General features: G+C 69.7%; 7 protein-coding genes. 3 read left to right on the top strand and 4 right to left on the bottom strand.

Going from position 1 to position 11,617, the window contains the following annotated elements; all coding sequences use genetic code 11:
- Window positions 1-413 precede the first annotated feature (413 nt).
- From DIE08_RS20750 to purT, 3 genes are all read right to left on the bottom strand, one after another.
- Window positions 414-797, bottom strand: a complete 384-nt coding sequence (locus DIE08_RS20750) for an MliC family protein (RefSeq protein WP_124903341.1) — start codon at window positions 795-797, stop codon at window positions 414-416.
- Window positions 798-879: 82 nt separating this feature from the next.
- Window positions 880-1,074, bottom strand: coding sequence for a DUF6726 family protein (locus DIE08_RS20745; RefSeq protein WP_059600377.1), 195 nt, complete (start codon window positions 1,072-1,074; stop codon window positions 880-882).
- Window positions 1,075-1,092: 18 nt separating this feature from the next.
- Entirely contained in the window at window positions 1,093-2,307 is a 1,215-nt protein-coding gene (purT, locus tag DIE08_RS20740; protein WP_059600376.1) for a formate-dependent phosphoribosylglycinamide formyltransferase, read from the bottom strand.
- 216 nt (window positions 2,308-2,523) lie between these two features.
- On the opposite strand from purT, the gene DIE08_RS20735 reads away from it, so the two are divergent.
- Both DIE08_RS20735 and DIE08_RS20730 read left to right on the top strand, forming a co-directional pair.
- On the top strand, window positions 2,524-3,069 hold the full coding sequence (locus DIE08_RS20735; RefSeq protein ID WP_059600375.1) for an META domain-containing protein: 546 nt from the start codon (window positions 2,524-2,526) through the stop codon (window positions 3,067-3,069).
- Window positions 3,070-3,249: 180 nt separating this feature from the next.
- Complete coding sequence (locus DIE08_RS20730) at window positions 3,250-8,115, top strand: DNA translocase FtsK (protein WP_124903339.1); 4,866 nt, start codon at window positions 3,250-3,252, stop codon at window positions 8,113-8,115.
- A 100-nt stretch (window positions 8,116-8,215) separates the two neighbouring features.
- Here the strand turns inward: DIE08_RS20730 and DIE08_RS20725 are convergent, their stop codons facing one another.
- The gene (locus DIE08_RS20725) at window positions 8,216-9,463 is read right to left on the bottom strand and encodes a lactonase family protein (RefSeq protein ID WP_124903337.1); all 1,248 of its coding nucleotides are present in this window, start codon (window positions 9,461-9,463) and stop codon (window positions 8,216-8,218) included.
- A 165-nt stretch (window positions 9,464-9,628) separates the two neighbouring features.
- On the opposite strand from DIE08_RS20725, the gene DIE08_RS20715 reads away from it, so the two are divergent.
- Window positions 9,629-11,458, top strand: coding sequence for a glycoside hydrolase family 15 protein (locus tag DIE08_RS20715; RefSeq protein WP_124903335.1), 1,830 nt, complete (start codon window positions 9,629-9,631; stop codon window positions 11,456-11,458).
- Window positions 11,459-11,617 lie beyond the last annotated feature (159 nt).

Raw genomic sequence — 11,617 nt, 5'->3', positions numbered from 1 at the left:
GGAGCCGCGGCGCGCCGCGCGGCGCCGCTCTGGCGCTTGGGACCGGTTCATTTCGAACATCGGGCGCCACAGGCCGTGCGGACTCCGTTCGGCGCGAATGCCGGCGGAAAGGGCCGTATTGTAGCACTGCGCGGCAATCTGTCCGTGACAACGCCGCGAACGTCCACGGTGGCGGTTCGCGGCGAGTTCCGGCAGGCCGGGCGCGGGCGGATGCGTCAAGCGACCGGGCTATCCCGATCGGCCGATGGAAAAAATAGGGGTCGAATTGCGGGCGTGTGGTTCGGGAAGTCGGCAAGCGGTCGACGAACCCGAGCGCCGCCTGCCCCGCGGTCCGGCTCGCGGTCGAACCCGACTGCCCGCATCGATCGCGGCAATCGGCACGCCCGCACGGCGTATTCGATCGCGTGCGGCGCTCAGCCCTTCTTCTTTTTCTTCTTCTCGACCTGCACGCAGTCGCCCAGCAGCGGTGCCGCATTCTGGTCTGCGATCTCGTCGCGCAGCGTCCCTTCCTTGCCCTTCGTCCACCACGTATAGCGTCCGGCCTGGTAGCGCACGCCAGACGCCGAAACGGTATCGACGAACAGCAGTTGCTGCCCGTTGACCGGCACCAGCGCGAAGCTCTGGCCGTTGCCCGCGCGCCAGTACGACACCCGCACCGGCTGCTTCTGGTTCGCGCACTGATAGAACGCCTGCTGGCGCGAATCGGCGTCGATCTCCTCGACGGTCAGTTGCGCGGCATGCGCGACGGAAACGGCGGTGCCGGCGAGCGCGAGCGCGGCGAAGGCTTGGCGAATCATGCAGGTCCTCTCACGAGACGGGTGTAAGCGCGCCCTCACGGGGCGCGCGGTTATCGTTGGTTATGGGTTGAGCGTTCGTCGGTCAGGGATCGATGACGTCGGCGCACGCGTCGGTCGGCGCGGCCGCGACATGGCCGACGACTGGCACGATCTTCAGCCCGGCCGATACGACCCGGCACGGCGCGGCCGCGAGGCCGCACCCCGCGAGGCTCGCGACCAGCGCCAGCGCGACGCCCACCTTGCCGATACGTCCGATCCCCCGCCATGTCGACGCCATCGCGCGCTCCTCGTCTGGTCAGCGCGCCGACACGGGCCGCACGGCCGCCGCGGCGCGCTTCGCGCGTTCACGGGCTTCGTCGACGGTCGCGCCGGTCGCGAGGGCGACGCCCATGCGCCGCTTCGCGAAGCTCTCCGGTTTGCCGAACAGGCGCAGGTCGGCGCCCGGCACGGCCAGCGCGTCGCGCACGCCCTCGAACGCGATGCCGCGCTCGTCGAGCCCGCCGTAAATCACCGCCGACGCGGCCGGCGAGCCGAGCGTCGGATCGACCGGCAGCCCGAGAATCGCGCGCGCGTGCAGTTCGAATTCCGACTGGCGCTGCGACGCGAGCGTCACGAGGCCGGTGTCATGCGGCCGCGGGCTCACCTCGGAAAACCAGACTTGGTCGCCGCGCACGAACAGCTCGACGCCGAACAGCCCTCGCCCGCCGAGCGCCTCGGTCACCTTGTGCGCGATCTCGCGCGACTTTTCCAGTGCGACGGCGCTCATCGGCTGCGGCTGCCACGATTCGACGTAATCGCCCGCCACCTGCACGTGCCCGACCGGCTCGCAAAAGTAGGTGCGCGTCTCGAGCGTCGCCGGATCGATCGCGCGCACGGTCAGCTGCGTGATCTCGTACTCGAAATCGATGAAGCCCTCGACGATCACGCGGCCGTGGTTCACGCGGCCGCCCGCCATCGCGTAATCCCAGGCCGGCTTCACGTCGGCCTCGGTCCGCACGACCGACTGTCCCTTGCCCGACGACGACATCACCGGCTTCACGACGCACGGCATGCCGATCTTCGCGACGGCCGCGCTGAACGCGTCGAACGACTCGGCGAACGCATACGGCGAAGTCGCCAGCCCGAGCTCCTCGGCCGCGAGGCGGCGGATGCCTTCGCGGTTCATCGTGAGCTGCGTCGCGCGCGCGGTCGGGATCACCTCGGCCAGGCCGGCCGCCTCGATCGCCGCGAGCGCATCGGTCGCGATCGCCTCGATCTCCGGCACGATCAGGTGCGGGCGCTCGGCCTCGACGACCGCGCGCAGCGCGGCGGCGTCGGTCATGTCGATCACGTGCGCGCGATGCGCGACCTGGTGGCCAGGCGCGTCCGGATAACGGTCGACCGCGACGACTTCGACGCCGAGACGCTGCAACGCGATGATGACTTCCTTGCCGAGTTCGCCCGCGCCGAGCAGCATGACGCGCGTGGCCGAGGGTGAAAGCGGCGTACCGAGCCGCTGACCGATCTGCATGTGATTTCCCGCTGGTTCTGTTGGAGGACGAAAACGGCTTCGATGTTAACACGCGCACCCGCGCCAGTCCGGCCGGTTTCGTCGTTTCGCCGCCCCGCCGCGCGAGGCCCGCGGGTGGGATGCGAACGTTTTCGCGCGCGAAGTGTCGGCTCGCCTCGCGCGGGGCGGGTGCGTTACTCTTACGGCTTGATCAGAATCCGATGAGGAACGAGGCTCATGTCCCACCTGTCCGCCGCCGCACGCGCACGCACCGGCCTGCTTCGCCCGTTGCGCGCGCCGCTCTGCGCGTTGACGCTTGCCACGCTTCTCGCCGCCTGCGCGATGCCGACCCACCCCGATTCCGCCGCCCCCGCACCCGACCCGTACAACCCCGCCGCCGTCCAGCTGCTCGACGACACGAGCTGGGAGCTCACGAGCTGGGTGAACGCCGACGGCACGCCGCGCACGATTCCGCACGGCGACAACGGCGAGCCGATCAAGCTCGCGCTGTCCACCGAATCGGGCGTCCGGCGCGCCAGCGGATTTTCCGGCTGCAACCGCTACATGGGCACCTATGCGCTGAAGAACGGTCTGCTCAGCTTCGGGCCGCTGGCCGGCACGCGCATGGCATGCACGAACACACTCGGCGGCCAGCTCGAACACGCGTACCTCGATGCGCTCGCGCACATCGAGAAGACCGGCGTGCAGATGCGCGAGCCGCAGCAGCTGCAGATCGTGACCGAAGCCGGCGCAACGCTGACCTTCACGCGCCGGAGCCCCTGATGCCGCGCGCGGGCGAAGGCCGACCGGCCGCCTTCGCCACGCGCGAATCCCGGACGCACGCGTCCCGCGGCCTGGAAGCGCTTCGACGCCTTCATGCTGCCTTCGAGTCCTGTTCGCCGGCCGGTTAAACTCGGCGGGTCGCGCACCGCGCTCCCCACCCTCTTCCTGTTTCATCAAAGCATGCACACGGTTGTCTTCGGCTGGTTCGGCATCTCCGCCGTCTGGTTCCTCCTTTTCATCTGGCGTCTCCTTCAGGCGATGCTGCCCGGCGGCGGCGGACTCGCCGGCCGCGGCTCGATTCGCCTGTGGCTCGGCTTCGCGGCCGTGTTCATCGCGAGCTGCGCGCTGACGAGCCCGCTGTCGGGCCCCGACACGAACGCGCTCGGCCACGCGCTCTCGAACGGCTTCGCGCATGTGCTCGGCCCGATCGGCACGCCGGTTGCGATGGTCGTGCTGTTCTTCGCGGGCCTGCCGTGGCTGACCGGCATCGGCTGGCGGCAGTTCGCCGCGTGGGTCGACACGTCTTTCGGCGTCAAGCTCGCGCGCGACGTCGACGACGACGTGCGCGGCGTCGCCGACCTGCCGCGCAGCGCGCTGCATCGCGACGACGACATCGTGCAGCCGACCACCGCACACACCGTCAACTCGATGGCGCCGCGCCAGAATGGCCGCTATTCGCGCCCAACGTTGTGGAAACCCGATCCGCAAGCCCGGCCGAAGCCGCGCGGCAACGCAGCGCCGCGTCCGCTCACCGAGCCGGTCGCGCCGTCGGGCTGGCTGAAGCCGACATCGGCCCATCGCATGCCCCCGCCGCCCGCACCGGGCACGACGAACGCCATGCCGCCGCCGACGACCGGCAGCACCGCCAGCCTCGCGCGGGCCGCCGCGAACGCACAGGTGCCGCGCCCGAATCCGGCCCCGCTTCCGGCCGGGTTCGAGCCCGTTCGGCCGCAACCGACCACCGCGCGACCAGCCGCGGCCGCATCGAAGCAGCCGGGCGCGCCGCGCACCGTGGTCACGCCGCGCCCGGCCACCGCGACGCCGCCGCGCACGCCCGCACGCCCAGTGGCGGGCGCCGGCGCCGCCGGCCCGTCGCCCGACGCGACACGGCGCCGCCCCGCGGCACCGGTCCCCGCGCGCGCGCCGCTCTACGCATGGGTGCAGCAGCCCGCGGAGCCGATCACGCCGGCGCCGAGCGTTCACGACACGCTGCGCTCGATCGAGGCCAGCACTGCGCAATGGGCGACGCTGGACGATGTGCGTACACCCGATGCGGCACCGGCGACGGCCGCCGCGACGACCTTGGCCGGCGCAGTTGCGGCGGCAGGGGGCGTCACGGCGTCGGCATCGACGGTCGTACCCGCCGGGATCATTGCGGGCGCGCATCAGGCCGCGCCCCGCGACGCAGGCCTTTCGCGCGAAGCCGCGCCGGCATACGACGACGCACCGATCGTCCTCGATGCATTCATGCCGGCCGAGCCGAGCGTGCGCATGCCCGTTGTCGATGTTGGTACGAGCATTCCGGCCTTCGGTGAAACTGCGCAGCATGCCGCACCGGATACCGGCGTCGAGACCGATGCACCGACGCGTCAAGCGGACGCCGATGCGCCCGCCGCGCCGGCACTCGATTCCCCGATCGACTTTGCACCGTGGGAAGACATCGTCAGCGCGCCGGTTTCCGGACTCGGCGCATCGCATGAAAACCTGATTGCCGCGCAGCTGTCCGGCGCGGACGAGCCGGCGGCGACGAGCGAATCTGTCAATACGCATCCGGCCGCCGTCACGTCCACGGCAAGCGACATGGGCCGCACCGCCGATGCGAAGGATGCGGCAACGGCCGCAGGGACGGTCGGTCAGATCCAGTCGCAATCCACGCCGCCGGCCGATACCGCCGTATCGGTCGATACGAAACAGGACACGCAAGCAGCTCGGGACGTCGTGAAATCTGCCCAGCAGGTCGCGCCGACCGCTCCCCTCCCCGCTTCGTCGATCGCGGCAACGCCCACGTGGTCGCTTGCCGATGCAATGCCCGTCGCGGCAGCGGCGCCGGCAGCCTCGGACACGTCGAACGCCGCATCCGCAGGCGGCGTGACGGGAACGGCCTGGCATGCAGCAGCAAAGCACGCTGGAGAAACCGCACCATCGCCTGCCGGCACGCAACACGCCATGCCACCCGCACCGGCGGCGTCGACATCCGCGATCGCGGAACCTGCGTCCGCATCGTGGTCGAAGCCGTTGTCCGCTGAATCCCCCGCTCCTGCGCAGACGATTTCGTCAACTGCCGCGTCGTCGCGCGCCGGCACCGCGCCGGGCTCTGCTGCACCGGCACTCGCGAACACGTCGAACAGCACACCTGCCGCCGCTACGCCTTCGTTGTCCGGCATGACGAGCACGGCCTCCTGGTCGCCGTCGCAACCGCCCGCATCGGCAGCGCCCGTTGCATCGGCTGAGCCGTCCGCGCCGGCGGGCGCCACGGGGATCGCATACGGTTCCAGCGGTCACGTGCCGGCTGCGGCATCATCGGCGCTCGGTACCACGGGCGCGGCATCGGCCACGGTCACGCCGGCACCCGCACCGACGACACCCGCCCACACGCCTTCGACCGGTGCCGCCGCCCTTCCCACCGCGCAGCCGCTCGCACCCGCGGCGACGTCTGCTCCGACGACTGCGACCGGAGCCCACGGTGTGACCGTGACACAACCTTCCGCGGCCGTTCCAGGCATGGCGGCGGCGTCTGCCCTGACGCCCGCGATGAATGCTTCCGGTCCGGCCACGTCGCAGCCGTCCGCGACCGCGCAGATCGTGGCAGCCGCGACGGCACCCGCATCGACCGGCATGTCCTTCAGCGCAACCGGATTGCAGCCGGCGCAAATCACACAGGTGTCGCCTGCGATCGCGTCTACCGCCCCGTCCGGCAGCGCATCGACCGCATCGGCGACGCCTTCGGCTGCACCGACGAGCCGCACGCCTGACGCTTGGTCGACCGGTACGCAGGCCGTGCCGGCCGGAGCAGCGCACTCAGCACCCGGCATCGCGCCTTCCCCGTCGGTCGTCCCGGCGCCGTCTTCCGGCGCGCTCGCCCAAACGAGCACGATCGGCGCCGCTGCGCCCGCCGCGTTCGGCGGTGTGCCTGCGGCGTCGGGTAGCGCGCCGGCCTCCTTCGCCACGACCACCGCCGCGGCGGCGTCGGCCGCGTCCCCGACTTCCGCGACGGCGCCTGTGTCGGCAATGCCAACCTTCTCCGCACCGGGCGAATCCATCGACACGGCGACACCAGCGCACGCCATCGCGTCCGTACCGGCGCCGCAGGCCCAGTCGTTCACCACCCCGCTGGCTCCCGCGGCTGCATCGGCGAGCTGGTCTATGCCCGGCGCCGGCGCGACGCCTGCGGCAACCGGCACCGCCATCCCGGCCGTCACGACCGCACCGCCTCCGGACGCAACGCTTTCCGGGACCACCGTGCCGCCGGCTCCGGCGGAATCGAGCGTCCCGGCCCCGGACGCATCGGCCGCACCCGCGCGCCAGCCGCGCCCGAACGCGTTCGAATTCCACGCACCCGCATCGTTCAACGTCGAACTGCCGACGCTCGACCTGCTTGAGCCTGCCTCCGACGACGTCGAAACGATCACCGAGGAACACCTCGCGCAGACCGCCCAGGTCATCGAGCAACGCCTGCAGGAGTTCAAGGTGCCGGTGACCGTGGTCGGCGCATCGGCGGGCCCGGTGATCACGCGCTTCGAGATCGAACCCGCACTCGGCGTGCGCGGCAGCCAGATCGTCGGCCTGATGAAGGACCTGTCGCGCGGCCTCGGCCTCACGTCGATCCGCGTCGTCGAGACGATTCCCGGCAAGACCTGCATGGGCCTTGAGCTGCCGAACGCGAAACGCCAGATGATCCGCCTGTCGGAAATCCTCGAATCGCGCCAGTACCAGCATTCGGCATCGCAGTTGACGATCGCGATGGGCAAGGACATCACCGGCCACCCGGTCGTCACCGATCTCGCGAAGGCGCCGCACATGCTGGTCGCCGGCACGACGGGTTCGGGCAAGTCGGTCGCGATCAACGCGATGATCCTGTCGCTGCTGTACAAGGCGACGCCCGAGGACGTGCGGCTCATCATGATCGACCCGAAGATGCTCGAGCTGTCGGTCTACGAAGGCATCCCGCACCTGCTGGCGCCGGTCGTCACCGACATGAAGCTCGCGGCGAACGCGCTGAACTGGTGCGTCGGTGAAATGGAGAAGCGCTACCGCCTGATGTCGGCCGTCGGCGTGCGCAACCTCGCGGGCTTCAACCAGAAGATCCGCGACGCGGAGGCGAAGGAAAAGAAGATCGGCAACCCGTTCTCGCTGACGCCCGAGGATCCCGAACCGCTGTCGAAGCTGCCGCTGATCGTCGTCGTGATCGACGAGCTGGCCGACCTGATGATGGTCGCCGGCAAGAAGATCGAGGAGTTGATCGCCCGCCTCGCGCAGAAGGCGCGCGCGGCCGGCATCCACCTGATCCTCGCGACGCAGCGCCCGTCCGTCGACGTGATCACCGGCCTCATCAAGGCGAACATCCCGACGCGCGTCGCGTTCCAGGTGTCGTCGAAGATCGACTCGCGCACGATCCTCGACCAGATGGGCGCCGAATCGCTGCTCGGCCAGGGCGACATGCTGTTCCTGCCGCCGGGCACGGGCTACCCGCAGCGCGTGCACGGCGCGTTCGTCGCAGACGAGGAAGTGCACCGGGTCGTCGAATACCTGAAGCAGTTCGGCGAGCCGCAGTACGAGGAAGGGATTCTCGACGGCCCGGCGGCCGACGGTGCGACGCAGGACCTGTTCGGCGAAGCGCCGGATGCGGAAGCCGATCCGCTGTACGACGAAGCGGTCGCGTTCGTCGTGCGCACGCGGCGCGCGTCGATCTCGTCGGTGCAGCGCCAGTTACGCATCGGCTACAACCGCGCCGCGCGACTCGTCGAGCAGATGGAAGCGGCCGGACTCGTGTCACCGATGGGCATCAACGGCAGCCGCGAGGTACTCGTGCCAGCCGCGGCCGACTGAGCACGGCGGCCGCGCGGCCGACGACGACCGATACGGGCACCCCGCGCAAGCGGCCGCCCGAACGAAAAAGGGCGCTGCCGAGGCAGCGCCCTTTCTGCATTTATTGCGCCACCGGCACCAGCTTGAAGTCGACCGGGCTGCCGACCGCCACCTTCTGCGGATTCGGGCCGAGCTGCCCCGTTTCGACGTCGCGACTGAATACGTAGAACGTGTCGCTGTCCTGGTTGCCGACGATCAGCCACTTGCCGGTCGGATCGATCAGGAATTCGCGCGGCGTCTTGCCGAGGCTCGACTGGCGGCCGACGGTCTTCAGCCGGCCGTCGGCCTTGTTCACCGCGTAGATCACGATGTCGTTCACGTCGCCCCGGTTGCTCGCGTACAGGAAGCGGCCGTCCGGCGACAGGTGGATCGCACCGCCGCCGACCTTGCCCTTGAAGCCCGGCACCGTCATCGGCAGCGTCTCGACCGGCGTGAGCTTGCCGTCGTGGTAGCCGAACACCTCGACCGCTGCGTTGAGCTCGCTCGTCACGTACGCGAACCGGCCGTCGTCACTGAACACCATGTGACGCGGGCCCGAGCCGGCCTTCACCGGCGTGTAGCGCGTGTCGGTCGGGCTGATCAGCCCGCGGCTGCCGTCCACCGTGTAGCGGTAGCCGTAGATCTTGTCCGCGCCGAGATCCTGCACGAACAGGTAACGGCCGTCGGGCGAGAACACCGTCGAGTGCACGTGCGCGCCGTCCTGGCGCCCCTTCACGGGCCCCGTGCCTTCATGATGCACCGTCAGCACGGCCGGGCCGACCGCACCGCCGTCGCGGACCGGGAATACGGCGAAACTGCCGCCCGGATCGGCCGCGACCGAGTAGTTGGCCGTGACGAGGTACTTGCCGTCCGGCGACAGCGCGAGATAGCAGGGATCGTTCCCTTCCGACGACACGCGGTCGACGAACGTGAGGGCGCCTGTCTTCGGATCGAAGCTGAACGCGCTGATGCCGCCGCGCTGCGTGGCCGGCCCGTTGTCGCCGGGCAGTTCATTGACCGCGTAGACGGTGCGACCGTCGCGGCTAGGCAACAGGTACGACGGGTTCACGGTCTTCGCCGACGACACGGGCGAGACGCTGCCCGTTTTCGTATCGAAGCGGTATACGTAGATCCCGTCGCTGCCGTGCCCCGTATAGGTGCCCACCAGCAGGTTGTAGACGCCGTCGGCCGGCGCCGGCGATTGTTGAGCGAATGCCTGGGTTGCGGACAAGGACAGCACGATCGCGAAACCTTTCATCCAGTGAGCGAGCCTAAGCGGGAACCCTCGTGTCGAAGCGCGTGCGTCACGCTCGCGTAAACGGCTGGGCATTGAATCCTCCTTGCATCGAGTCGCTTCAAGTGTTGAGATAGGACGAAACGCCGGCCGTTCATGCGCTCCGCCGCCGAGCCGAGTATACGGGGCGCGACGCCGGCGCGTGAAGCCCGGGCGCCGCAGCCTGCATAGTGAACTCGAATATCCAAGGACCGCTTGCCCATGCCCGCCCTGATCGAAGACTACGCCCTCGTCGGCGACGGCCACACCGCCGCGCTGATCTCGAAAGACGGCTCCGTCGACTGGCTGTGCTGGCCCCGCTTCGATTCGGGCGCCTGTTTCGCGGCGCTGGTCGGCACGCCCGAGCACGGCCGCTGGCTGCTCGCGCCGGCCGGCGACGCCGCGATCACGCACACGACGCGCCGCTATCGCGGCGATACGCTGATCCTCGAAACCGACTACGAAAGCGCCGACGGCGCCGTCACCGTGATCGACTTCATGCCGCCCGGCAACGGCTGGTCCGAACTGGTGCGGATCGTCGTCGGCCGCCACGGCACGATGAAGATGCGCATGGAACTGGTGTTGCGCTTCGACTACGGTTTCTCCGTCCCGTGGGTCACGCAGCTGACGCGCGAGGACGGCATGAAGGCGATCGCCGGCCCCGATACCGTCGTGCTGCGCACGCCCGTGCCGCTCACGGGCAAGAACCTCCATACGCTCGCGGAATTCACGGTGAGCGCCGACGAACGCGTGCCGTTTTCGCTCAGCTACGCGGCGTCGCACCTGCGGTTGCCGCCCGCGCGCGATCCGCTGTCGATGCTCGCCCGCACCGAGAACTACTGGCTCGAATGGTCGGGCCGCTGCCAGGTGCAGGGTCGCTACGCGGCCGCCGTGCGCCGCTCGCTGATCACGCTGAAGGCGCTCGCGTACGAGCCGACCGGCGGGATCGTCGCGGCGCCCACCACGTCGCTGCCGGAGAAGATCGGCGGCAACCGCAACTGGGACTACCGCTACTGCTGGCTGCGCGACGCGACGATCACGCTGCTCGCGCTGATGCGCGGCGGCTACTACGACGAGGCGCGCGCCTGGCGCACGTGGCTCGGCCGCGTGATGGCCGGCTCGCCCGAGCAAATCCAGATCATGTACGGGATCGCGGGTGAGCGCCGGCTGCCGGAAATCGAGCTCGACTGGCTGCCCGGCTACCAGGACTCGAAACCGGTGCGCGTCGGCAACGGCGCGGCGAACCAGCTCCAGCTCGACGTGTTCGGCGAAGTGATGGCCGCGCTGCACCTCGCGCGCGTGGGCGGCCTGCAGGCCGACGACACGGTGTGGTCCGTCCAGTGTTCGCTGCTCGATCATCTCGAGAAGATCTGGCAGGAGCCCGACGAGGGCATCTGGGAAACGCGCGGCGGCCGCCGCCATTTCACGTTCTCGAAGGTGATGGCGTGGGTCGCGTTCGACCGTGCGATCAAGTCGGCGGAGATGTTCCGGCTGCCCGCGTCGCTCGACCGCTGGCGCGCGCTGCGCGACCGGATCCACGCCGATGTCTGCGACAACGCATGGCACGAAGGCAAACGGGCGTTTACGCAGAGCTATGGCAGCGACGAGCTCGACGCGAGCGTGCTGCTGATGCCTCTGCTCGGCTTCCTGCCGCCGGAGGACCCGCGCATCGTCGGCACGGTCGACGCGATCGAGCGGGAATTGCTGCACGACGGCCTCGTGATGCGCTACCGAACGACGGAGTACGACGACGGCCTGCCGCCCGGCGAAGGCACGTTTCTCGCGTGCAGTTTCTGGCTGGTCGACAACTACGCGCTGCTCGGCCGGATCGACGACGCGCACCGGCTCTTCAGCCGGCTGCTCGCGCTGTCCAACGACCTCGGGCTGCTCGCCGAGGAATACGACCCGGTCGAGGGCCGGCTCGTCGGCAACTTCCCGCAGGCGTTCTCGCACGTTGCGCTGGTGCACACCGCGATGAACCTGATGCACCACGAGGACGCCATGGCGCGCGCGGCCGGCCAGCCCGCGCCGGCCGTGGCGACCGGGCGCTGACCGGGGGCGGAACGGCTTCTTCAGAGATCGTCAATTCGCAACAGTTTGATGAAAAATCGGGGAAATGTTGCATTGCACCACCCATCGTTGTCCGATATGATCGATTCGATTGTCCGGCCGCACTGCAACATGGCCGGTCGCCGACCCACACGGCACGCC

Origin of the sequence: Burkholderia sp. Bp9004, assembly GCF_003858025.1 — a bacterium.
GTDB classification, from domain to species: Bacteria; Pseudomonadota; Gammaproteobacteria; order Burkholderiales; family Burkholderiaceae; genus Burkholderia; species Burkholderia diffusa.
Note: the sequence above shows the minus strand (reverse complement) of the source record. Positions and strands in the feature narration are given on the sequence as shown.

Coding starts and splice junctions, on each gene's coding strand:
- DIE08_RS20750 (WP_124903341.1), bottom strand. CDS start 797: ATGATTCGCCAAGCCTTCGCCGCGCTCGCGCTCGCCGGCACCGCCGTT.
- DIE08_RS20745 (WP_059600377.1), bottom strand. CDS start 1,074: ATGGCGTCGACATGGCGGGGGATCGGACGTATCGGCAAGGTGGGCGTC.
- purT (WP_059600376.1), bottom strand. CDS start 2,307: ATGCAGATCGGTCAGCGGCTCGGTACGCCGCTTTCACCCTCGGCCACG.
- DIE08_RS20735 (WP_059600375.1), top strand. CDS start 2,524: ATGTCCCACCTGTCCGCCGCCGCACGCGCACGCACCGGCCTGCTTCGC.
- DIE08_RS20730 (WP_124903339.1), top strand. CDS start 3,250: ATGCACACGGTTGTCTTCGGCTGGTTCGGCATCTCCGCCGTCTGGTTC.
- DIE08_RS20725 (WP_124903337.1), bottom strand. CDS start 9,463: ATGCCCAGCCGTTTACGCGAGCGTGACGCACGCGCTTCGACACGAGGG.
- DIE08_RS20715 (WP_124903335.1), top strand. CDS start 9,629: ATGCCCGCCCTGATCGAAGACTACGCCCTCGTCGGCGACGGCCACACC.